The sequence below is a fragment of the Actinocorallia sp. B10E7 genome (genome assembly GCF_039871655.1).
Taxonomy (GTDB): Bacteria; Actinomycetota; Actinomycetes; order Streptosporangiales; family Streptosporangiaceae; genus Actinocorallia.
In genome coordinates this window covers 92,929-115,164 of sequence record NZ_JBDPLZ010000016.1, presented here as the reverse complement: position 1 = coordinate 115,164, position 22,236 = coordinate 92,929, and the positions used below count along the sequence as shown (strand labels likewise).

Genomic DNA, 22,236 nt, shown 5'->3' with positions numbered 1-22,236 from the left:
CTCCGACCGACCGCCCGCGGCCCGCGAGGGCCGCGGGCGGCGCGAAGGCACGAGCATGCCCTACACCGACCAGTACGTCACCGTCGCGTCCACCGCCGTGTACTTCACCGGACTCGCCTGCTTCAAGACCGCGGCCGGGCAGATGCCCGAACTGCGGGGCGTCCGGCCCGTGCAGCTGTCCCTCGCCCTCGCCACCCACGGCCTGTGGGCGGCCGGGGCGCTCATCCTGATGAGCGGGGCGCTCCTGCAGGTCAGCGTGCTCGGCCAGCTCACCCTTCTGCAGGCCCAGCCGCTGCTCATGGCCGGCCTGGCCACCCTGCTCGTGCTCGCCCTCCTGGGGCGCGGCGAGCGCCTCAGCCCCCGGGAGTGGGGTTCGGTGGCGCTCCTGGCCGCCGCCACCGCCCTGATCGCGGTCTCCCGGACCTCCGCGGAGGTCCGGGAGAGCGCCCCCACGGAGTCGGAGGTGGTCGCCGTCGCCGTCCCCTCGCTGCTGCTGCCCACCCTGGCGTTCCTGCTCGGGGACCTGGTGCGCAAGGGCTCCCACCGCCGCCCGACCAACGGGGTCGCCCTGGCCGTCAGCGTCGGCCTCCTCACCGGGACCGCCGAGCTCATGCTCAAGGGCATGGCCGAGCGGTGGACCGACCCGGCCGGGCTCCTGGCGTCACCGCAGCTCTACCTGTTCCTGCTGGCGACGCCGCTGGCACTCGGCCAGCTGCAGATCGCGCTGCAGCGCTGCCGCCTGGTCATCGTCGGGCTGGTCGCCACCGCCACCGCCAAGACCTACCTCCTGGTCGCCGCGCTGACGGTCTACTCCGAACCCTGGCCGGACCGGTGGGACCTGGTGCTCCTGGGCCTCTTCCTGTCCGTGCTCGCGATAGCCGCGATACCCCGCCACGCGGCCGGCCCCGCACGGCCCGCCGCGTCCGCATCGAGAGGACACCGGCTGTGACCATAGCTCTCCACCGGCTGCCCAGCGCTCCTCCGGTCGACGCCCGCGCGTTGGACCGGCTGCACCGGGCCGCGCCCGCGATCGCGCGGGCGGCCGTCGAGGAGGCCGCCGACGCGGGCCGCGTGCCCGAAGGACTGGACCACGCCCTCCAGACCGCGATCACCCAGTTCCTCGACCCGGCCCGGCATCCCGAGACCACCGCCCTGATGCTCTTCCACCATCTGGGCGCCGCCGCCGCCGACCACGGCATGCCCCTGCACGACGTCGACGCCGCCCAGCAGACCGCGATCGGCACGGCCGTCCAGCGGCTCGCCGAGCAGGCCCTGCGTCTGGGCGTCCTGGCCCGGCCCGACGAGGCGGGGCTGCTGGCCCGCCGCGCGTTCGCCTACGCCGACAGGCTCAAGGACGCGGCCACCGCGGGATACAACGAGGCCTCCCGCCCGGATCCGGATCCGGCGCAGCGCCGGCTCATCACGCTTCTGCTGCGCTCCAGCCCCACCAGGCTCCAGCTCAAGCAGGCAGCCGAACAGGCCGGCTGGACGCTGCCCCGCACCATTGCCGTGGTCGCCTTCTCCCCGGGACCGCGCAGGCCCGCCCGGCACCTGCTCCCCGACGTCCTGGCCCACCCGGCCCGCGGCTGCCTCCTCGTGCCCGACCCCGACGGGCCGGGCCGCGGAGCCGCGCTCGAACGGATGCTGCACGCGATACCGTCCGCCCTCGGCCCCACCGTCGAGCCGACCCGGGCCGCGGCCTCCCTGCGGCTGGCGCGCCACACCCTCGACCTGGTCGCCACCGGCGTGATCACCGCCTCCGGGCCGGTCCCGGCCATGGAGCACGTCCCGGACCTCATGATCATGAATGATCCGGAACCGGTCCGCCGCCTCGCCGAGCGGCAGCTCGCGCCCCTGGCCCACCACCCGCCCAAGAAGAGGGCGGTCCACGTCCAGACGTTGCGCACCTGGTTCGTCTGCGGGTTCAACACCTCCGCCACCGCCGAGCGCCTGCACGTCCACGCCCAGACCGTCCGCTACCGCATCCGCCAGCTGGAGCTCCTCTTCGGCCCCGACCTCTACGACCCCGACCAGTCGCTCAACTACATGATCGCTCTGCACGCCTGGACGCTGATGAGCTCACCGGACGGACACGGGATCTGGCAGACCTGACCCGAACCGGCCGAGCCCACCTACGCCCGCCCTTTCCCTTTGAATCCCTTTGGAGCCCACCCATGCCCACGGCCACGCCCTCCCCCGCGGCCGCCGACCGGCACCCCTTCGACTACTACCACCGGCCCGGAATGCGGCTGCGTCCCGGACCCGAGGCCGCCGCGGCGTCGCCGTTGTGGCTGACCAGACCGCACCACGAGATGTTCTCCCCTTGGATCCGGGTGAACGCCGTGCCCCGGCGCACCCCGCTGACCCGGCTCTTCGACGACCACCGGTGGCAGGGCGACGAGCTCATGGACGCCGTCGTGGCGGCCTTCGGCAGGATCGGCATGTCCCGGGGCCGCCGCATGCTGGACCAGGCCCTCGACCAGGGGATCGACGCGGTGGCCGACCCTCCGGCCGAACTCGTCGAGCTGTTCCGCCATCTGGACGAACCGCCGGAATGGTTCGACGCCCGCAGCTGGGAGCGGGGCCGCCGGCTGTGGATCGACTCCTCGCTGTCGGGCAAGCTGACCATGCTGTTCAGCGACGCCATGGGCACGTTCGTCGGGGCCGAGGTCTCCTCGGCCACCGGCCAGACCCGCCGTTTCCTCGCCGACTTCCGGCGGCGGGAGCTGGAGACGGCGACCTGGTTCCACGACGTCACCCGCCCCGGGGGCGTGGACCGGCACTCCCCCGTCTTCAAGAGCATCGTCCGGGTGCGGCTCATGCACGCCCAGGCGCGGCTCGCCCTGCGCCGCGCCTGGGGGGACGAGCACTTCGCCCGGCACGGCAACCCCATCTCCAACGCCATGACGATGGGCGCCGCGGTCACCTTCGGGCTGATGCCCGTGCTCTTCGACCACTCCCGCGGCAGGCGGATCTCCCCCGCCGACCTGGACGACGTCATGCTGTACTGGGCCTACATCGCCCACCTGATGGGCGTCACCGACGAGCTCGTCCCCCGCGGCGCCGTCGAGGGGATGCAGCTGGCCCACCACATGATCCTCACCGCGGGCGGGCCGACCCCCTGGACCTCGATCACGGTCAACGCCGTCTGCAAACGCCTCCTCAGCCGCAACCCCGTGCTGCGGCGGCTCCAGATCGAGGCGCTGGGGCCGGTGTTCGGGCTGGTCTCCGCTCTCGCCGGCGAGCCCCTGGTACGGGCGCTGCTCCGGGACTCCCCCCTGGCGGAGGTGCGGCTCCAGCCCTGGCAGAGCCTCGCGGAGGTCGCGACCCGCTTCAACGTGCTGCTGCGCAGGATCGGCGACCGCCTTCCCGGCGCCCGGAACCGTTTCGAGCGCCGCACGAAGGACGGCGACGTCTGGCAGAGGCGGGCCGTGGCGTCGGTGGCCGCACGCGCCCGCCGCGCCGGGGTCACCGGCACCCCCTACGACCACCACGACACCAGCGTGCCCTCCCCCACCTCGTCCGGAGAGCCCTCCCCGGCATGAGCCCGAAGGCGAGCGGTGCGGGCCGGGTCAGGGAAGGAGGCCGCGGCGGCGGGCGGAGGCGACCGCCTCGTAGCGGGTGCGGGCGTCGAGTTTGCGCATGGCGCTGCGCAGGTAGGCCTTGACGGTCTCGGGCAGGAGGGACAGCCGGGCGGCCGCCTCGGCGTTGCTGCAGCCCAGGGCCACCTGGGACAGGACGTCCAGCTCCCGCGGGGACAGGGGGGTGATCGGCGGAGGCTCCCTGTGGGCGGGCGGGGCGGCCAGGTCGGCCAGGCGGCGGCAGGCGTCCTGGACGCGGGCGCGCAGGGAGGCGTCCTCCAGGTTCTGGGCGATCAGCCTCAGTTCGGCGTGCAGGTCGCGGATCTCCTCGGCGGCGGACGGGTCCGCCGTGGGCGGCGGGGCCGTCGCCTGGAGCCGCAGGCGGCGGTCGACCTCGTCTCTGACGGCCAGTTCCCCGGCCAGGCTCCGGGCGACGCCGGTGAACACGTCCTTGGCGCGGTCGCCCAGGGGCGCGGGGCCGCGGACCGCCCCGTACAGGACGCCCCGGACGGCGCCGCCGACGATCACGGGGGCGGCGACGACGGAGCCGATGCCCTCTCCCAGGACGGGGGCGTCGTAGTCGTGGGTGATCGAGCGGGCCGAGCCGTAGTCGGACACGCTGGCGGCTCTCGCCCCGGCGACGACCTTGCCGCCCAGGCCCGCGCCGGGCCTGACCGCCAGGCCGCGCAGCCCGGACGTGCGGACGCCGAGGAACTCCGTGAGGGTCAGGACGCCGTCCAGGACCCGGCCGCCGAAGGCGATGGGCAGGCCGGAACGGGCTCGCAGCAGGCGGAGGGCCTGCCGGTAGGCGTCGGCGTCGTCGGGGCGCAGCAGGCCGTCCGGCTCGGCGGGCATGGCGTCACCCCTTTCCGGGGGTAGTCCGAGTGTGATGCACCTCGCAGGATAGGCCGAGGGAGGAAACCCGCCAAAGGGTCCACCGTGGAGAAAGTGAGGGTTTTTCATGAATCGCATCGAGGAGCTGCTCGCCCTCTACGGATCCCCCGAGGCCTGCGCGGCCGAACTGCTGTGCGACCGGCACCCCGCCGACGCGGTGGCCTTCACCGTCATCGACGGCGACCTGTCCTCCGAGGACCTCACCTACGGGCGGCTGCGCCGCGACTCGGCCCGCTTCGCGGCGGCCCTGGCCGGGCTGGGCGTCGAGCCGGGCGACGCCGTCGCCACCCTCATGGGCAAATCCGCCGAACTCGCCGTCGCGCTGCTGGGCATCTGGAGGCGCGGAGCGATCCACGTGCCGCTGTTCACCGCTTTCGCCCCCTCCGCCATCGCGATGAGGCTGGACGCGAGCGCCACCAAGGTCGTGATCGCCGACGCGGGGCAGGTCGCCAAGCTGGCGCCCGGCGAGGACATGCCCGCCGAGCGGGCCTGGGCGACGGTGGTCGCCGGAGGCGAGACCGGCGACGAACTCTCCTTCGACGCGCTGCTCGAGCCCTACACGGGTGAGGAGCCGGCCGCGCGGGCGGCCGCCCTCGGCGGGGAGGCGCCGCTCGTCAAGCTGTTCACCTCCGGCACCACCGGCACGCCGAAGGGCGTCCCCGTCCCGGTCAAGGCGCTGGCGTCGTTCCAGGCCTACCTGGAATACGGGCTCGACGTCCAGGAGGACGACGTGTTCTGGAACGCCGCGGACCCGGGCTGGGCCTACGGCCTGTACTACGGCATCCTCGCCCCGCTGGCGGCCGGACGGCGCAACATCCTGCTCCATGCCGGTTTCAGCCCCGAATTGACCTGGAAGGTCTTCGAGACCTTCGGCGTCACCAACTTCGCGGCGGCCCCGACCGTCTACCGCAGCCTGCGGGCCTCCTCCTCCCCCGTCCCGGAGGGGATCCGGCTGCGGTGCGCCTCCTCGGCGGGCGAGCCGCTCACCCCCGAGGTCACCGCCTGGTCCCGCCGGACGCTCGGCACCACCGTCCGCGACCACTACGGGCAGACCGAGCACGGCATGGTGATCGCGGACGGATGGGCCGACGCCGTCCGCGAGGAGGTCCCTCCCGGCTCGATGGGCAGGGCGCTGCCCGGCTGGACCGCGGAGGTCCTCCACGACGACCGGGACGAGCCCGCCCCCGCCGGCGTGCTCGGAAGGGTCGCCCTCAGCGTCCCGGAAAGCCCCCTGATGTGGTTCTCCGGCTACGACGACGCCCCCGAGAAGACCGCCGAACGCTTCACCCCCGACGGCCGCTGGTACCTCACCGGCGACGCCGGCACCAAGGACGAGAACGGCTTCTTCCGCTTCTCCTCCCGCGACGACGACGTCATCATCATGTCCGGCTACCGCATCGGCCCCTTCGACGTCGAGAGCGTCCTCGTCCAGCACGAGAGCGTCGTCGAGGCCGCCGTCATCGGCGCCCCCGACCAGCTGCGCGGCGAGGTCCTCGAGGCCTACGTCGTCCTGCGGCCGGACGCCTCGCGGAACGACGCCCTCATCGAAGAGCTGCAGCTGCTCGTCAAGACCAAGTTCGCCGCCCACGCCTACCCGCGCGCCGTCCACTTCATCGACGAGCTGCCCAAGACCCCCAGCGGCAAGGTCCAGCGCTTCGTCCTCCGCCGCCGACGCACCGCCGAACGGTGAGCGGCACTCACGGTCGGCCGGGCTCCCGGATCCAGTCCGGGGGATCCTCGCCGGTGAACCGGGTGTACCGGACGGTGAAGGCGTCGGGGTCCTCGGCGTAGGCCTCGCGGAGGATCCCGACGAAGGCCGGGACGAGCTCCTCGCGGACGTGGTCGGGCAGCTCCTCGGTGCGGGAGAGCCCTTCGAGCAGGGGCTGGACGGCCTCGCTGATCTGGCCGCCGATGGCCCTGGCGTAACCCGCCGCCGCCAGGCTGCGGATGAAGCTCGGCAGGTAGGCGGCGCGGTCGGCCCGGATGAGTTCCCGGTAGGTGTTGACGGCCTCCTCCGAGACGAAGAGCGCGTCGGCCTCCCGGCCCAGCTCGGCGAGCACCTGACCCTGGTTGTTCAGTGACATCGCCAGGTACGGGAGGTAGGTCTCGCGGTCGCGTGCCACCAGTTCCCGGGAGAAGAGCAGGGCCTCCTCCGAGGCGGCGAGGGCCTCGTCGCGCCGTCCGGCCTCCGCGAGCCGCACCGAATGGTTGATCAGCGAGATCATCAGGTCGGGAAGGTAGGTGTCCCGATCGGTCTGGACGAGTTCGCGGTAGAGCGCGATCACTTCGTGGGAGACGGACAGCGCCTCCTCGTCCCGTCCGTCCTCCGCCAACCAGAGCACCTGGTTGGTCAGCGACATCGCCAGGTCGGGAAGGTAGGTGTCCCGGTCGACCCCGATGAGCTCGCGGCAGAGCGCGATCGCCTCCTCCGACACCGGCAGCGCCTCGTCCCGGTGGCCGGTCTCCGCCAGCAGCACCGCGTGGTTGTGCAGGGAGGCCGCCAGTTCGAGGATGTTGGAGTCGTGATCCTGCTCGACGAGTTCTCTGCGGAGGTCCACCGCCTTCTCCGAGACCGGCAGCGCCTCCTCCAGCTTCCCTTCCTCCACCAGCCGGTTCGCCTGGTCCCCCAGCGCGACCGCCGTACGCCGCGTCTCCACCGGGTCCGGATGCGCGTGCTGCGATTCCACGAGCCTCCCCCTTCAGCCCAGGCCGCCGTGACGACCGGTGCCCATCGCTACTGACGTGTCCCTCCACCTCCCAGAGAAACCCATATTTATATGTATCTAGACAAATAGGACATATCGCTGACCTCGGACTCCACCCCGTCGATTTCCTTTTTCACCTTTTTCCGTTCTCCGTTCTCCGCCGTGCGGCCGTCCAGGTCACCGAACAGAGCCGCCTGCAGATCTTTGACGTCCTTTGGACTTCGGGCCTCGGCTCCACGGGCAGGACCAGGAGCAGGACGATTCTGGGGGAAGCATGCCTGAGGCGACTGATCTGACCAGGACCGCCGTGGACGCCTGGTTGTTCGGCTACCCGCTGATCTTCCAGGACGTCACGAAGCAGCGGATGACCGGTCCGGCCCTGCCGGGGAACCCGACGGCTCCGGCCGGCCGGTTCATCCACCATCGGACCGCTCCCGACCACACCTACACCGAGCTCGTCACGCCCAACGCCGATGTCCTGTACTCCATGGCCTGGCTGGAGGTCGGCGAGGAGCCCACGATCCTGTCCGTGCCGGAGATGGGCGACCGCTACTGGGTGATGCAGATGGTGGACGGCTGGAGCGACGTCTTCGCCTCCCCCGGCTCCCGCACCACCGGCCAGGGCGGCGGCCACTTCGCCGTCACCGGCCCCGGCTGGACGGGCACGCTCCCCGGCGACGTCGCCGAACTGAAGTCCCCCACCTCGATGGTCTGGATCGTCGGCCGCGTCAACACCGCCGGAAGCAAGGACCATCCCGCCGTCCACGCCCTGCAGGACCGGATGTATCTGACCCCGCTGTCGGCGTGGACGGGAGACCCGAAGGACTACACTCCTCCCGCCCGGACCGCCGCCTCCCCCACGGGCTCCGAGGCCGGGAACATCCAGCCGGTCGACGAGATCGCCGCCATGGACGGGACGTCCTTCTTCGCCCGGCTCAACGAGCTCATGGTCGCCGACCCGCCTCATCCCGCCGACGCCCCCGCCCTCGAACGCTTCTCCGCACTGGGCGTCGCCCCCGGCGGCGGCCGGGCGGGGCTAGAGCGGCCCGAGGTCATCAACGCGATCCACGCCGCCCCCGCCGGCGGCCTGTCCGTGCTCCGCGACCGGGTCGCCGAGGACGAGAGGATCGCCGGCTGGAAGACCTACCGGAATCTCGGCGCCTTCGGGACCGACTACACCACCCGTGCGCTGATCTCGTTCCTCGGCGGCGGCGGCAACCTCGCCGCCGACGCGCTCTACTTCCGCGCCGGTTCCGACGCCGACGGCCAGGCGTTCACCGGCCAGGACCACTACGTCCTGCACTTCGACGCCGGGAAGCTGCCGCCCGTCCGCGGCTTCTGGTCCCTGTCGATGTACAACGACAAGCTGTCCTTCGTCGACAACCCCCTCCACCGCTACATCATCGGCGACCGCGACGAACTGAGCCTCAACCCCGACGGCTCCCTCGACATCCTCATCCAGCACGACCGGCCCGCGCCGGACCGCCAGAACAACTGGCTGCCCGCGCCCACCGGCGCGTTCAACATCGTCATGCGCCTCTACTGGCCCGAGCAGCCCCTGCTCGACGGCTCCTGGACCCCGCCACCCGTCCGGAAGGCCTGATCCAGCCGCTCGCTTCCCGGGTCGCGCCAAGCTATGACCATATTGCCCAATCCAGTCAAAAGGACGTACTGTGGAGGCATGCCGAGAGCCTTCACCACGGAAGAGTCCGAACGGATCAGGGAACGACTCCTGCTCGCCGGGCGGGAGTCCTTCGCGCGGGGCGGTCTGCGCGGGACCACCGTCGAGGGGCTCGCCCGCGCCGCCGCCATCTCGAAAGGCGCTTTCTACCGGTTCTTCGACAGCAAGGAAGCCCTGCTCCTAGAGCTGCTGGCCGAGCACGAGCGCGCCGAGCACGCCCGGATCGAAGAAGCCGTCCGCGCCGACCCGGCCCGCGTGATCGACGTCCTGGTCGACGGCGCGGTGCACGCCGTCGAACGCGCGCCCTTCCTCGCCGTCCTCATGTCCGAGGAAGGACTGCGCGTCGTCGGCTCCCTCACCCCCGCCGAGCAGAAGGACCTGATGGAGCGCGACGACCGAACCATCGCCCGGATCTTCGCCGCTCTCCGCGAAGCCGGGATGACCCTCGACCTGACCGAGGACGCGCTGCTCGGGCTCACGCGCTCCCTGGTCTTCACCGGATGGCACCGCGCCGACATCGGAGCCGGGCCCGTCGACGCGATGGCCGCCTGGCTCAAGGGCGCACTGCGCCCGATCCCCCTCGACCGGCAGGAGACGCCATGACGAACACCGCAATCCGGACACGCGGGCTGACGCACCGCTTCGGCGCCATGACCGCCGTCGACGACGTCGACCTCACGGTCGAACCCGGCCAGGTCTACGGCTTCCTCGGCCGCAACGGCGCCGGGAAGACGACCCTGATCCGCGCCCTGCTCGGGCTCCTCACCCCGACGTCCGGGGAGGTGAGCCTGCTCGGAACGCCCGTCCGCGGCGGGCGGACGCCGTCGGCTCTGTGGGCGCGGGTCGGATATCTGGTGGAAGGCCCCGGCCTCTACCCGGGGCTGACCGTCCTGGACCACCTGCGGACCGCCGCCCGCTATCGCCGCCTGCCGCAGAGCGCCGTGGAAGAGGTGGTGGACCGGCTGGACCTGCGCAGGTACGCCGACGTGCGGGCGGACGCGCTCTCCCTGGGCAACCGGCAGCGGCTCGGCCTCGCGCTCGCCCTCGTGCACCGCCCCCGCCTGGTCGTCCTCGACGAGCCCGTCAACGGACTCGACCCGGCGGGCGTCGCCGATGTCCGCGACCTCCTGCGCTCCCTCGCCGACGACGGCGTCACCGTCTTCATGTCCTCCCACCTGATCAGCGAGGTCGTCCGCCTTTCCGACCGCGTCGGCATCATCCACGCCGGGCGCCTCATCGAGGAGCTGTCCGCCGACCGGCTGCGGACCGCGCTGCGCCGGCGGCTCGTCCTGGGCTTCCGCACCCCGGAACTGACCCGTGGCGCCGCCGCCGCGCTCGAAGACCACGGCATCCCCACCCGTGCGGACAGCTCCCGGCTCGTCGCCACCGCGGCGGAGGCCGTCCAGCACCCCGACCAGGTCGTCCGCCGCCTCGTCGCCGCCGGAGCACCCCCCACCCATCTGGCCGTCGAGACCGAAGACCTGGAAGAGCACTTCCTGAGCCTCACAGGAGACCACCGATGACGACCGGTTACCGCGCCGCGCTGGCCGCCGAGCTCCTCAAGGCGCGCCGTTCGAAGATGCCGCTGCTCACGTTCCTGGTCATGGCCGCGGCGGGCGGCGTCGCAGGCCTGTTCATGTTCGTCCTCTCCGACCCCGAGCAGGCACGCCGCATGGGCCTGCTCGACCAGAAGGCCCAGCTCTCCGGGCTCACCGCCGACTGGGCGGGCCTCCTCGGCTTCCTCGCCCAGATCGTCGCCGTCGGCGGCCTGTTCGTCTACGCCTTCATCGCCGTCTGGGTCTTCGGCCAGGAGTTCACCTCGGGCACCCTCCGCTACCTCCTCGCCCTCCCCGTCCCCCGCCGCACTATCGTCCTCGCCAAGTTCACCGTCACCGCCGTGTGGTGCGCCGCGGTCACCCTCTGGCTGGCCGCCGTCGTCCTGCTCGTCGGGCTCGCCCTCGACCTGCCCGGCGCGAGCGCCGCCCTGCTGCGCGACGGCCTGGCCCGCACCGCGGCGGCCGCGGCCCTCATGCTCCTCGTCACCACCCCGGCGGCTCTCGTCGTCTGCGCGGCGCGAAGCCACCTCGCCGCGCTCGCCGCCACCGTCGGCGCCCTCGTCCTCGCCCAGGTCGCCGCGACCCTCGGCCACGGCGACCTCTTCCCCTGGTCGGTCCCCGCCGTCGCCGCGGGCCTCGCACCCGGCACCGCCCTCGGCCCGGCCGCCCTCGCCGTCGTCTTCCTCACCGCCGCGGCCGGCGTCCTCGGCACCACGAGGTGGTGGCAGAGCGGCCACGCCGGTAATTGAACTCCGCACCCCGGCCCGGCCTCATCCTCCGGGGATGAGCACCGCGTCCTCGGGGTCCCAGGCCAGTTCCACGTGGCCGCCGGTCAGGACGGTCACGGCGCCGGAGACGTTGACCAGGACGGGCTCCTCCCGGCCCTCGACGCCGACGGCGACGCGGGACGTACCGCCGTAGAAGCTGACATCGAGGACGGTGCCGCGCAGGGGACCCGGGGCCAGGCGGACGTTCTCCGGCCGGACGGCCAGGTCGACCGGCCGGTCCGCGCTCGGCTCGGAGGGGGCTTTGCAGGGCAGCAGGCCCAGTCCGGGGATCTCGACCCCGTTTTCGCGCAGGGTGCCGGTGAAGAGGTTGTTGGCCCCGACGAAATCGGCGACGAACCGGGTCCGGGGACGCTGGTAGAGGGCGACGGGCGTGTCGATCTGCTCGACCTTGCCGTGGTTGAGGACGGCGATCCGGTCGGCCAGGGACATGGCCTCCTCCTGGTCGTGCGTCACGACCAGGAAGGTGATGCCCGCCTCGTGCTGGAGCCGCTTGAGCTCCAGCTGCATCTCGGCGCGGACCTTCTTGTCCAGGGCCGACAGCGGCTCGTCCAGCAGGAGCAGACGGGGCCGCTTGACGATCGCGCGGGCCAGCGCGACCCGCTGGCGCTGGCCTCCGGAGAGCTGGGCGGGGCGGCGCCGCGCGGCGGACGTCAGGCCGATGGTCTCCAGGACCTCGCCCACCCGCTGCCGGATCTCGGCCCTGGGCAGGCCTTCGCGCTCCAGGCCGTAGGCGATGTTCTTCTCCACCGTCATGTGCGGGAAGAGCGCGTAGGACTGGAACATCAGGTTGACCGGACGGCGGTGCGCGGGAAGCCGCAGCAGGTCTTCGCCTTCGAGCGTGACCGCCCCGGAGTCGGGGAGGTCGAAGCCGGCGAGCACGCGCAGCAGAGTGGTCTTGCCGCAGCCGCTCGGGCCGAGCAGGGCGAAGAACTCCCCCTGCCGGACCTCCAGGCTGAGGTCGTCGAGCGCGGTCACGTCGCCGAAGCGCCGGGTCACCCCTTCGACGCTGACGAGGGTCATCTGGGCTCCTTGTACGAGTCAGCCGAGGCTGTCGGTGAGGCGGGTCAAGCGCTGGACGGCGAGGACCGCGGTGAAGCTGACGGCCAGCAGCACCGTCGCCAGCGCGTTGATCTCCGGGGTGACGCCGAAGCGAACCATCGAGTAGATGACGATCGGCAGCGTGGGGTCCCGGGGACCGGCGGTGAAGAACGCGATCACGAACTCGTCCACCGACAGGGTGAAGGCCAGCAGCGCTCCGGCGGCGATGCCCGGGGCGAGGGTCGGCAGGGTGATGCGCAGGAAGGTCGTCAGCGGGGTCGCGCCCAGGTCGCGGGAGGCCTCCTCCAGCGAGGAGTCGGCGTGCGAGAGCCGGGTCCGCACGACGGTGGAGACGAACGCCATCCCGAAGACGGTGTGCGCGGCGAGCACCGAGTGCAGGCCGAGGGTGGCCTGGACGGCCGAGTAGAACGCCAGCAGCCCGATCGCCAGCACCAGGTCGGGCATGATCGCGGGCAGGGCGGAGACTGCGGACAGCAGCCGGGAGCGGGTGTGCCGGGCCAGGCCCACCGCCAGCAGGGTGCCCAGCACCGTCGCCAGCGCGGTCGAGCCCGTCGCGACGATCAGCGTGTTGGCCAGGCCCTGCCGGATCGTCTCGTTCCCGGCCAGCTCGCCGTACCAGGACGTGCTGAACCCGTCCCACGAGTACGGGGAGTCGCCCGCGTTGAAGGACATGACGACGATGACCGCGATCGGCGTGTACAGGAACAGGTACGTCAGCCAGAACGGGGCTTGGACGAGACGGTCACGCATGTTCCCCCTCCCCGGAGAAGCGGCGAGCCGCCCAGGCCTGGGCCATGAGCAGCAGGACGAGCATCGCGACCATCGTGAGCGCCAGCACCGAGCCGAACGGCCAGTCGCGTGCCTTGAGGAACTGGTCCCGCACCAGATTGCCGACCATGATCGTCTTGCCGCCGCCGAGCAGTTCGGGGATGACGAAGTTGGCCAGGCTCGGCACGAACACGAACACCGCGCCGGTGAGCACTCCCGGCAGGGTGAGCGGCAGCGTCACCGACCAGAACGTGCGGGCCGGGCGCGCGCCGAGGTTCGCCGAGGCCTCCGTGAGCTGCGGGTCGAGCCGCTCGATCGACGCGTACAGCGGCAGGACCATCAGCGGCAGGTAGGCGTAGAGCAGCCCGGTGACGATGGCGCCCTCGGTGTAGAGGAGACCGATCGGCTCGTCCACCAGGCCGAGGTCGATCAGCAGCGCGTTGACCGGGCCCTGGGAGTTCAGCAGGACGATCCAGGCGTAGGCGCGGATGAGGAAGTTCGTCCAGAACGGCAGCACCACCGCGACCAGCGCCAGGGTCTTCCAGCGGCGCGGCAGCCGTGCGATCACGTACGCCGTCGGGTAGCCGAGCAGCAGCGCCAGCACGGTGGTGAGCGCGGCGATCCGGAGGGAGTCCAGCAGGACGTTCAGGTAGATCGGGTCGGCGGCCCGGGTGAAGTTCTCCCCGGTCGCCTCGTAGACGATCCCGCCGAACCTGCCCCGCTGGAAGACCGAGTAACCGACCACCAGCGCCAGCGGGATGACCAGGAACACCAGCAGATAGGCCAGCCCAGGACCGAGCAGCACGAGCCGCTCGATCCGGGCCGAACGCCGCAGCGAGGTCATTTCTGGGCCGCGACCTCGGTGGCGATGCGGGTGTAGGTGGAGGCGGCGTCGCCGAGGTCGACGAGGCCCTCGCCCTTCGCCAGTTCGGCCGGGGTCGTGCCGAGGGTCGGGTGGCTCTTGACCAGGGCCGGGTCCAGGGCGGCCATGGCCGGCTGGTTCGGCACGTTGTAGATGATGTTCTCGGCGGCCCAGCGGTGCACCTCGGGGTCGAGGATGTAGTTGATGAACGCGTGGGCGGCCTCCTTGTTCTCGGAGGTCTTGAGGATCACCATCGTGTCGACCCAGAGGTCGCCGCCCTCCTTGGGCACCACGAACTTCACGTTCTTCGTGTCGGTCGGGCACCAGCCGTCCCAGGCCTCGACCAGCGCGGCCTCGCCGGACTTCAGGCGGTCGCCGAACGTGGTGTCGTCGTAGGCGAGCAGGTTCGGCTTGGCCTTGAGGAGGGTCTCCTTCACCTTCTGCATCTCGCCCTCGTCCCGGGTGTTGGCCGAGTAGCCGAGCAGTTTCTGGGCGGGGAGCATCAGCCAGCGCTCGGTGCCCAGCATGGTGACCTTCTTGCGCAGCTGCGGCCTGGGCTCCAGCAGGTCCTTCCAGCTGTCGGGGTCGTAGCCGGTCAGGTCGCTGCGGTAGCACAGGCCGGTGGTGCCCCAGGTGTAGGGGACGGAGATCTTGTTGCCCGGGTCGTAGGCGAGCTTCGTCGCCTCCGGGTAGAGGTTCTTCAGGTTCGGGACCAGCTCGGCGTGGACGGGCTCGAGCAGTCCCTGCTCGCCGAGGGCCTGCGCGAACTGGCCGGAGACGAAGGCGACGTCGATGCCGCTGTCGCCGCCCGCGGTCAGCTTGGCGATGATCTCCTCGTTGGTGGCGTGCTTGGTGACGGTGACGGCCGGGCCCGCCTTCGCCTTGAACTTCTCGGGCAGGTCTTCGGGCATGTAGCCGTCCCAGTTGGAGACGGTGAGGGTCTGCTTGCTCAGGTCCGCCGAGGGGTCGAGCCGGTCGGGCTCGGCCGTGCCGTCGCCGGAGGAGGAGCCGCCGCACGCGGCGAGGGAGAGGGCGAGGACCGCGGTGAGCGTCGCGGCGGACACGCGGAGCATGGGGCTGCCTTCCGGTCGGGGGCATCGGATGGGTTGCGAGTGTTGCATCTGGACTCAATATGAACAAGACTCTAAATGCCCGGATGACGTTTATTTCTTGTTACGGATTTGAATTTGGCTTCAGAAGCAGGCGCGCTCCTGGCACGGCTGGGCGCACCCCCCGACCTGGCGATACGCGCCTTCGCCCCGCTGCCGGGGCTCGACGGCCTCCAGGAGCGGCCCATCCTCGTCGACCAGACCCACCGGTCCGTGGTCGTCTCCGAGCGGCTGGTCGTCAAGTGGTTCACCCCGCCGCTGCCGCCCCCGCACCGGTCCTTCGAGCTGCTCGCGCACCTGGCGGCGGTCGGTTTCGGCGACACCGCCGCGCCGTACGCGGCGGCGTTCGACGCCCGGGGCCGCGCGGTCGCGCTGATCACCGCCTACCTCCCCGAGGCCCGCGACGGCTGGGACTGGTGCGTCGAGGCGGCGGTCGCCGGGGAGCCCGTGGGCGCGCTGCTCGGCGGCCTGGCCGCCGGCCTGCACGCCGCGCTCGCCACGCCCTCCGCCCTGCTGCCCGAGCCCGTCTCCCCCGCCGACCCGTCCGGCTGGCACGCCCGCGCGGCCGACGCCCTCGACGAGGCGCTCGCCCTGACCGACGACCCCTGGCTGCACGGACGGGCCGGGACGCTGCGGGACGGCCTGGACGTCCTGCGCGACCCGGCGCGCGTGCCGGCGATCGACGTCCACGGCGACCTGCACGTCGGCCAGATCCTCAAGTGGCGCGGCGGGTACGCCGTCATCGACTTCGACGGCAACCCGACCCTGGCCGGGGCCCACTCCCGCCAGCCCGCCGCACGGGACGTCGCCCAGCTCCTGACCAGCCTGGAACACGTCGCCCAGATCGCCTTCGAACGCCGTGACACGGATGTCTCCGCCTGGCTGGAGGCCGAGCTCGCGGCGTTCCTGGACGCCTACCGCGCCCGGCTGGCCGCGCTGGGCCGCTCCGAGCTGTTCGCCGAGGAGCTCGTGCGCCCCTTCGCGATCGAGCAGGAGTGCCGCGAGCTGATCTACGCCGCCCGCTTCCTTCCCCGCTGGCGCTACGCCCCCCTGGGCGTCCTGCGCTCCTGGTACCGAGGAGAACCGTGAATCCCGAGCTCTTCCACGCCGACCTGCTCGCCAAACCCGAGGCCCTGGCCGCCCTCGCGGCGTCCCTGCGGGAAGGCGACCCGTTCGACGGCCTGCCCTCGGACATCCGGCGCGTCGTCTTCCTGGGCATGGGCAGCTCCCGTTTCGCCGCCCGAGTGGCCGCCCGGCGGCTGCGCGCGGCCGGGATCGACGCCGTCGCCGAGTACGCCTCGGCCCCGCCGCCCCCGTCCCGTCCGGGCACCCTGTTCGTGGCGATCTCGGCCACCGGCGGCAGCCGCGAGACCCTGGACGCGCTCGCCGAGGTCGACGGCCCCTTCCTGGCGCTGACCAACGTGCCGGATTCTCCCGTCACCGAAGGCGCCGACTGGGTCGTGCCGATGCTGGCCGGGCCCGAGAAGGGCGGCGTCGCCTGCCGGACGTTCCAGCACACCCTCGTCCTCCTTCTCGCGCTCGAAGCCCGGCTCACCGGGACGCGCACCGACCTGCCGGGCCTGGTGGAGCGCACCGCCGAGGCCAGCGCCGACCTGCTCGAAGGCCGCTGGATGGAGCAGGTACTGCCCCTCTTGGACGGCCCGCACGGGCTGTACGCGATCGCGCCCGCGCAGCGGATCTCCTCGGCCGAGCAGTCGGCCCTCATGGTGCGCGAAGGCCCCCGGCGCCCCGCCGACGCGTGCGAGACCGGCGACTGGGCGCACGTGGACGTGTACCTGACCAAGACCCTGGACTACCGGGCACTGCTGTTCCCCGGCTCCCGCTACGACGCCCAGGCCATGGAGTGGATCACGCAGCGGGGCTCGACCGTGGTGTCCGTCGGCGCGGACGTGCCCGGCGCCGCGGCCTCGGTCCGCTACCCCGGCGACGACGACCCGGACGTCGCACTGCTCACCGAGACCCTCGTCGCCGAACTGGTCGCCGCCGCCTGGTGGCGCTAGCCGTCCGGGCGGCGGCGACCGGGCGGTCTCAGGCCCAGCGGCCCGTCCGCTTGCCGTTGCCCTTGGTCACTCCGGCGATCTCCTTGGCGGCGCGCTCACCGGACTCGACCGCGCCGTTCAGGAAGCCGAAGTACTCCACCGAGGTGTGCTCCCCAGCGAAGTGGAGCACACCCTCGGTGCGGGCCTCCACCCCGAACAGCGAGGTGTACTGGCCCGGCTGCGGGCAGGTGTAGGAGCCCTTCGACCAAGGGTTGAGGTGCCAGGCGCTCCGGTAGGAGCGGCCGTCGTAGGCGGCGGCCGTGCCGGGGAAGACCTGGTCGACCTGGTTGAGGAACGAGGTCACCTGGGAGGCGGGCGCCGTGCCGAAGGCCGCGCCGGTCCAGGCTCCGGTGGTGGCCGTACCGCCGGGGAACTGGCACATGACCCCGTCGGTGCGGCCGGAGTTCGCGGTGTCGTCCCAGGCGCACACCCAGCCGCCGGGCGCGGAGTACGTCGTGCCGCCGTAGCCCTGGGACACCCACGGCCGGTTGCTCAGGCCCACGTGGATCTTGCCGTTGCTGCCCAGGTTCATCTCCTGGATGGCGCGGAGCTTGAGCGCGGACAGGCCCGCGCCCGTCAGGTCGCAGTCGCGCAGCGTGGTGAACGGCAGCGCCAGGATGACCTGGTCGGCGACGACGTCCACGGAGCTGCCCCCGTTGTCGAAGGTGAGCGTGGCGGTGGTCCCGCTCTGGCTCACCGCGGTCAGACGGCGGCCGTAGTTGACGGTCCCGGCGGGCAGCTCGGCCAGCATGGCGCTGATGAGCTGGTCGTTGCCGCCGTCGATGACGTACTTCTCGTCGCCTCCGGTCAACGGGTCGAGGGAGCCGGCGGAGTTCCAGCCCAGCAGGTAGATCAGGTTGAGCGCGGACTGGTCGCCCGGGTCCATGCCGTACTCGACGACGGCATTGCTCTGCATGAGCCGGGCGAAGCGGCTGGACAGGCCGCCGGGGATGTTGGCGTCGAGCCACTCGTCGACGCTCATGGAGTCGAGCGCGACGCCGGCGGCGGTGTGGTCGTCGAAGGTCTGGCACCAGGGCGCGGCGGCCAGGGCGTCCTTGAACTTGCGCTGGACCACCCCCCAGTCGGCGTTGGCCGCGTCGTAGGAGTACCTGGCACCGTCCATCCAGTAGGTATCCGGGCCGGCGGGGTCGTTGCCGCCGTTGACCACCCGCAGGTTCAGGCCCAGCGTGGTGGCCAGGTTGCGGGTGAGGTTGTGCTCGGTGTTGATGAACGCGCCGCCGTGCTCGACGACCAGATCGTTGGAGGTGCCGAAGAGGCCGCGCAGGGAGTAGCAGCGTCCGCCGGCGCGGTTGGAGGCCTCGTAGATGGTGGAGGTGAGGCCCTTGACGCGGTAGAGCCAGTGCGCGGCGCGTACTCCGGCCAGTCCCGCGCCGACGATGGCGATGCGGGGCTGGGCGGCTGCGGCGGCGCGGGCCGGGCGCGCGGGCAGCGACAGGGCGGCGGCGCCCGCGCCGAGGGCGGCCGCGGCGCGCAGCACGTCCCGGCGGGCGGGCCGGGCGGGCTGTGCCGCCAGGACTTCGGAGACGGGCACGCCGGTGCGGTCGGCCTCGGCGTGCGCGGCGAGGATCCGGCGGATCCTCGCCGTGATGGGGGTCTGGTTTCTCATGGCCCCCAATTGAAGATCCCTTCAACATAATCGCCTAGCCCGCAAGGTGTCATGCGGGAGGGCGAACCCCCTACAGGTTGCGGCGTTTGACCACTAGGACCCCGGGGCAGGGTTACGCGATCTGGTCCTGCGCGCGGGCTTGGGCCCGGGCCGCAGCGGGTTGCCGGTGGCCTGCCGCGCGTACTCCAGGATGAGCTCGGCGGCCTCCTCCGTGCCGATCAGCGGGTGCCGGGCGACGATCCGGTACCCGTAGGCGTCCTCCAGCGCCACGAGGTTGCGGGAGATCGCCTGCGAGTCCCCGGCCAGCTCGAAGACGCCCTGGACCCGCCCGGTCTCCAGGATCATCTGGTACATCGAGACCTGCCGGTCGTACAGCGTGGTCAGCAGGGTGGCGTAGACGCGGTTGCGCCCGGCCGAGCCGCCGAGTTCGCACAGCAGCCGGACGTCGGCGTCGTCGGGGCCCTCGGGCAGGCCGGAGCGGATCGTCACGATGAGCTTCTCCACCGGGTCCGCGATCCCCGCGATCTTCTTCATCCGCAGGTCGTAGAAGCGCTCCATGCCGGCGTGGTGCGCCTCCAGCAGCAGGTCGCTGAGCTCGGGGTAGTGGTAGAGCACCGCGCCCGAGGTCAGCCCGGCCTCCTCGGCGACCTGACTGAGCAGCACCGAGTCCGAACCGTGCTGGACCATCGCGCGCCGCGCCGCCTCGATGAGGTCCTGCCGCCGCTCGGACCTGGGTTTTCTGGTGGCCATGGCCCCCTCTTCACGCTCTCGGGATTCCCGCCCGGCTCATTGTCCGGGCTCTAAGGTGTTGACGCCGTACCCCTGATGCTATTTGAATCAGGCTTCAACTCATTATCCCCCTCGCGCCGGGAGCCGCCGTGGCCGACCAGAAGCTGACGATCCTGTTCATGCCGGAGAGCGCCTACGGGCCCACCAACAACTGCGTCGGCGTCGGCGACGTGCTGCGCCGCCGCGGGCACCGCGTCGTCTTCGCCGCCGAGGCCTCGTGGAAGGGCAAGCTCGCCCCCCTGGGCTTCGATGAGGATCTGGTCGACCTCGCCCCGCCCAGCGAAGAGGAGCAGGACGCGGGGCAGTTCTGGAAGGACTTCATCCGCGACACCGCGCCGGAGTTCCGCAAACCGACCATCGAGCAGCTCGACACCTGGATCAAGCCGGTCTGGGAGGAACTGATCACCGGCGCCCGCTACTGCGAGGGGCGGCTCAAGGAGATCATCGAGCGGGTCAGGCCCGACGTCATCGTCGAGGACAACGTGCTGACCTTCCCCGCACTGGTCACCGCGGGCGTGCCGTTCGTCCGCGTCGTCTCGTGCAACCCGCTGGAGGTCAAGGGCCCCGGCATCCCGCCCGCCTTCTCCGGCTACCCCATCGCCGACCAGAGCGGCTGGGCGGAGTTCCGGGCCGAGTACGACCGCACCCATCGAGCGATGTGGGAGGAGTTCAACGCCTGGGTCGTCGAGCAGGGCGCGCCGCCCCTTCCCGACCTGGAGTTCGTTCACGACGGCGTGGTGAACCTCTACGTCTACCCGGAGATCGCCGATTACACCGCCGAGCGGCCACTGGACGACTCCTGGGTACGCCTCGACTCCTGCGTTCGCACCACCGACGAGCCGTTCGAACTCCCCGCCTCGCTCACCGGAGGCGAAGGCTCGCTCATCTACTTCTCGCTCGGCTCGCTGGGCTCGGCGGACGTGGAGCTCATGCGCAGGACCATCGACTGCCTGGCGAAGACCCCGCACCGCTACATCATCTCCCAGGGCCCGCTGCACGAGGAGATCGAACTGGCCGACAACATGTGGGGCGCGGAGTTCCTCCCGCAGACCCAGATCATCCCTCTGGTCGACCTCGTGATCACCCACGGCGGCAACAACACCACCACCGAGAGCCTGCACTTCGGCAAGCCGATGATCCTGCTGCCGCTCTTCTGGGACCAGTACGACAACGCCCAGCGCGTCGACGAGCTCGGGCTCGGCGTCCGGCTGGACACCTACGGCTACAGCGACGAGCAGATGCACGGGGCCATCGAGCGGCTGCTCGGCGACACCGGCCTGCGGGCCCGGCTGGCCGAGGCGGGGGCACGCATCCGGGAGCGCGACGGCCTGACCCGGGCCGCCGACGCCATCGAACGCGCCGCCGGTCTCGGATGATCCTCTCCGAAGCCAGGACCGTCCCGTTCTGGACCGACCGCCCCGGCCGTCCCGGCCCCCACCCCGCCCTCACCGGCGACACCCAGGCCGACCTGCTCATCGTCGGCGGCGGCTACACCGGACTGTGGGCGGCGATCATCGCCAAGGAGGAGAACCCGCGCGCCGACGTCCTGCTCGTCGAGGCCGAACACATCGGCTTCGGCGGCAGCGGGCGCAACGGCGGGTTCGTGTCCGACTCCCTCACCCACGGACTCTCTCACGGCGCGTCCCGATGGCCCGGGGAGCTGGAGACCCTCGTGCGTCTGGGCCGGGAGAACCTCGCGGACCTCGCGGACACCCTGGAACGGCACGGGATCGACGCCGACCTGCGGCTCAACGGCAAGACGACGGTCGCCGTCGCCCCGCACCACGTCGCCGAGCTGCGCGCCCTGGAGAAGCTCCACCGGGAGCAGGGCGACGACGTGACCTGGCTGGACGCCGAGGAGATGCGCTCCGACGTGGCCTCCCCCACCTACCTGGGCGGTCTGCGCGTCCGCAACACCGGCGGCGTCGTCGATCCCGGAAAGCTCGTCTTCGGGCTCGCCGAGATCGCCGCGCGGCTGGGCGTCCGGCTGGCCGAGGACACCCCGGTCACGGGCCTGACCCGCACCGGGAGCGGCGTCGCCGCCCGGACGCCGTTCGGAACGATCCAGGCCGGGCAGGTCCTGCTGGGCACCAACGCCTACCCGGCGCCGCTGCGGCGGCTGCGGCCGTTCATCCTGCCGGTGTGGGACTACGCCCTGGTCACCGAGCCCCTCTCGGCCGAGCGGCTGGCCTCGCTCGGCTGGGCCGAACGCCAGGGGATCACCGACGCGGGCAACCAGTTCCACTACTACCGGCTGACCTGTGACGACCGGATCCTGTGGGGCGGCTACGACGCGATCTACCACTTCGGCGGGCGCGTCGACGAGGCGCTCTCCCGCCGGGACTCCTCGCACCGACTACTGGCACGGCACTTCTTCGAGACGTTCCCGCAGCTCGAAGGGGTGGGGTTCACCCACCGCTGGGGCGGGGCGATCGACTCGACGAGCCGGTTCACCGCCACGTTCGGCACCGCCATGGGCGGCCGGATCGGCTACGCGATCGGCTACACGGGGCTGGGCGTCGCGGCCTCGCGGTTCGGCGCGCGGGTCGCGCTGGACCTGCTGGCCCGGCGCGACACCCCCGCGACCCGGCTGTCCATGGTCCGCCGCCCGCCCATCCCGTTCCCGCCGGAGCCGCTGCGCTGGCCCGTCGTCGAGCTCACCCGCCGCGCCCTGATCGACGCCGACGAGCGGGAGGGGCGGCGCGGGCCCTGGCTGCGGCTGCTCGACCGCTTCGGCGTCGGATTCGACTCTTGACC

At 71.9% G+C, this 22,236-nt stretch carries 20 protein-coding genes; 12 read left to right on the top strand and 8 right to left on the bottom strand.

Translation table 11 applies throughout. The features are described from left to right. The first annotated feature begins 55 nt into the window (after nucleotides 1-55). The 3 genes from ABGB12_RS33585 to ABGB12_RS33575 all read left to right on the top strand — a co-directional run bounded on the left by ABGB12_RS33585 (nucleotide 56) and on the right by ABGB12_RS33575 (nucleotide 3,545). Nucleotides 56-949: a hypothetical protein gene (locus ABGB12_RS33585; RefSeq protein ID WP_347684328.1), complete on the top strand. Its 894-nt coding sequence runs from the start codon at nucleotides 56-58 to the stop codon at nucleotides 947-949. After that, complete coding sequence (locus tag ABGB12_RS33580; protein ID WP_347684326.1) at nucleotides 946-2,112, top strand: helix-turn-helix domain-containing protein; 1,167 nt, start codon at nucleotides 946-948, stop codon at nucleotides 2,110-2,112. Before ABGB12_RS33585 ends, ABGB12_RS33580 begins: the two co-directional genes overlap by 4 nt. A gap of 62 nt (nucleotides 2,113-2,174) precedes the next feature. Then, nucleotides 2,175-3,545: an oxygenase MpaB family protein gene (locus tag ABGB12_RS33575; protein ID WP_347684324.1), complete on the top strand. Its 1,371-nt coding sequence runs from the start codon at nucleotides 2,175-2,177 to the stop codon at nucleotides 3,543-3,545. Between the two features lie 27 nt (nucleotides 3,546-3,572). Here the strand turns inward: ABGB12_RS33575 and ABGB12_RS33570 are convergent, their stop codons facing one another. Beyond that, entirely contained in the window at nucleotides 3,573-4,436 is an 864-nt protein-coding gene (locus tag ABGB12_RS33570) for a LuxR C-terminal-related transcriptional regulator (protein ID WP_347684322.1), read from the bottom strand. Between the two features lie 106 nt (nucleotides 4,437-4,542). On the opposite strand from ABGB12_RS33570, the gene ABGB12_RS33565 reads away from it, so the two are divergent. Next, nucleotides 4,543-6,165: an AMP-binding protein gene (locus tag ABGB12_RS33565; RefSeq protein WP_347684321.1), complete on the top strand. Its 1,623-nt coding sequence runs from the start codon at nucleotides 4,543-4,545 to the stop codon at nucleotides 6,163-6,165. A gap of 7 nt (nucleotides 6,166-6,172) precedes the next feature. Here the strand turns inward: ABGB12_RS33565 and ABGB12_RS33560 are convergent, their stop codons facing one another. Beyond that, a complete protein-coding gene (locus tag ABGB12_RS33560) occupies nucleotides 6,173-7,162 on the bottom strand; it encodes a tetratricopeptide repeat protein (protein ID WP_347684320.1) in 990 nt (329 codons plus the stop codon). A gap of 292 nt (nucleotides 7,163-7,454) precedes the next feature. Here ABGB12_RS33560 and ABGB12_RS33555 point away from each other — a divergent pair, with 292 nt between their 5' ends. The 4 genes from ABGB12_RS33555 to ABGB12_RS33540 all read left to right on the top strand — a co-directional run bounded on the left by ABGB12_RS33555 (nucleotide 7,455) and on the right by ABGB12_RS33540 (nucleotide 11,166). Next, the gene (locus tag ABGB12_RS33555) at nucleotides 7,455-8,783 is read left to right on the top strand and encodes a DUF1254 domain-containing protein (RefSeq protein ID WP_347684319.1); all 1,329 of its coding nucleotides are present in this window, start codon (nucleotides 7,455-7,457) and stop codon (nucleotides 8,781-8,783) included. 78 nt (nucleotides 8,784-8,861) lie between these two features. Continuing rightward, on the top strand, nucleotides 8,862-9,464 hold the full coding sequence (locus ABGB12_RS33550; protein ID WP_347684317.1) for a TetR/AcrR family transcriptional regulator: 603 nt from the start codon (nucleotides 8,862-8,864) through the stop codon (nucleotides 9,462-9,464). Continuing rightward, the gene (locus tag ABGB12_RS33545; protein ID WP_347684316.1) at nucleotides 9,461-10,384 is read left to right on the top strand and encodes an ABC transporter ATP-binding protein; all 924 of its coding nucleotides are present in this window, start codon (nucleotides 9,461-9,463) and stop codon (nucleotides 10,382-10,384) included. The genes ABGB12_RS33550 and ABGB12_RS33545 overlap by 4 nt, the downstream gene beginning before the upstream one ends. After that, the gene (locus tag ABGB12_RS33540) at nucleotides 10,381-11,166 is read left to right on the top strand and encodes an ABC transporter permease (RefSeq protein ID WP_347684314.1); all 786 of its coding nucleotides are present in this window, start codon (nucleotides 10,381-10,383) and stop codon (nucleotides 11,164-11,166) included. The genes ABGB12_RS33545 and ABGB12_RS33540 overlap by 4 nt, the downstream gene beginning before the upstream one ends. 21 nt (nucleotides 11,167-11,187) lie before the next feature. Here ABGB12_RS33540 and ABGB12_RS33535 read toward each other — a convergent pair whose 3' ends face one another. Genes ABGB12_RS33535 through ABGB12_RS33520 form a run of 4 tightly spaced genes read right to left on the bottom strand, consistent with a single transcriptional unit; the run spans nucleotide 11,188 to nucleotide 14,967 of the window. Next, nucleotides 11,188-12,225, bottom strand: coding sequence for an ABC transporter ATP-binding protein (locus tag ABGB12_RS33535; RefSeq protein WP_347684312.1), 1,038 nt, complete (start codon nucleotides 12,223-12,225; stop codon nucleotides 11,188-11,190). Between the two features lie 18 nt (nucleotides 12,226-12,243). Further along, the gene (locus tag ABGB12_RS33530) at nucleotides 12,244-13,014 is read right to left on the bottom strand and encodes an ABC transporter permease (protein ID WP_347684310.1); all 771 of its coding nucleotides are present in this window, start codon (nucleotides 13,012-13,014) and stop codon (nucleotides 12,244-12,246) included. After that, nucleotides 13,007-13,876, bottom strand: a complete 870-nt coding sequence (locus ABGB12_RS33525; protein ID WP_347684308.1) for an ABC transporter permease — start codon at nucleotides 13,874-13,876, stop codon at nucleotides 13,007-13,009. Before ABGB12_RS33525 ends, ABGB12_RS33530 begins: the two co-directional genes overlap by 8 nt. Next, a complete protein-coding gene (locus tag ABGB12_RS33520) occupies nucleotides 13,873-14,967 on the bottom strand; it encodes a spermidine/putrescine ABC transporter substrate-binding protein (RefSeq protein WP_347684306.1) in 1,095 nt (364 codons plus the stop codon). Before ABGB12_RS33520 ends, ABGB12_RS33525 begins: the two co-directional genes overlap by 4 nt. Nucleotides 14,968-15,081: 114 nt before the next feature. Here ABGB12_RS33520 and ABGB12_RS33515 point away from each other — a divergent pair, with 114 nt between their 5' ends. Both ABGB12_RS33515 and ABGB12_RS33510 read left to right on the top strand, forming a co-directional pair. Further along, nucleotides 15,082-16,092, top strand: a complete 1,011-nt coding sequence (locus ABGB12_RS33515) for a hypothetical protein (protein ID WP_347684304.1) — start codon at nucleotides 15,082-15,084, stop codon at nucleotides 16,090-16,092. Continuing rightward, nucleotides 16,089-17,024 (top strand): SIS domain-containing protein, encoded by a 936-nt coding sequence (locus ABGB12_RS33510; protein WP_347684302.1) that lies wholly within the window; start codon nucleotides 16,089-16,091, stop codon nucleotides 17,022-17,024. The genes ABGB12_RS33515 and ABGB12_RS33510 overlap by 4 nt, the downstream gene beginning before the upstream one ends. Nucleotides 17,025-17,052: 28 nt before the next feature. Here the strand turns inward: ABGB12_RS33510 and ABGB12_RS33505 are convergent, their stop codons facing one another. Both ABGB12_RS33505 and ABGB12_RS33500 read right to left on the bottom strand, forming a co-directional pair. Next, nucleotides 17,053-18,690: an NAD(P)/FAD-dependent oxidoreductase gene (locus tag ABGB12_RS33505; RefSeq protein ID WP_347684300.1), complete on the bottom strand. Its 1,638-nt coding sequence runs from the start codon at nucleotides 18,688-18,690 to the stop codon at nucleotides 17,053-17,055. Between the two features lie 93 nt (nucleotides 18,691-18,783). After that, nucleotides 18,784-19,440 carry a TetR family transcriptional regulator gene (locus ABGB12_RS33500; protein WP_347684298.1) on the bottom strand — a complete coding sequence of 219 codons (657 nt, stop codon included), beginning with the start codon at nucleotides 19,438-19,440 and terminating at the stop codon, nucleotides 18,784-18,786. 128 nt (nucleotides 19,441-19,568) lie between these two features. On the opposite strand from ABGB12_RS33500, the gene ABGB12_RS33495 reads away from it, so the two are divergent. Beyond that, nucleotides 19,569-20,855, top strand: coding sequence for a nucleotide disphospho-sugar-binding domain-containing protein (locus ABGB12_RS33495; protein WP_347684296.1), 1,287 nt, complete (start codon nucleotides 19,569-19,571; stop codon nucleotides 20,853-20,855). Beyond that, nucleotides 20,852-22,234, top strand: a complete 1,383-nt coding sequence (locus ABGB12_RS33490; protein WP_347684294.1) for an FAD-dependent oxidoreductase — start codon at nucleotides 20,852-20,854, stop codon at nucleotides 22,232-22,234. Before ABGB12_RS33495 ends, ABGB12_RS33490 begins: the two co-directional genes overlap by 4 nt. Nucleotides 22,235-22,236: the final 2 nt, after the last annotated feature.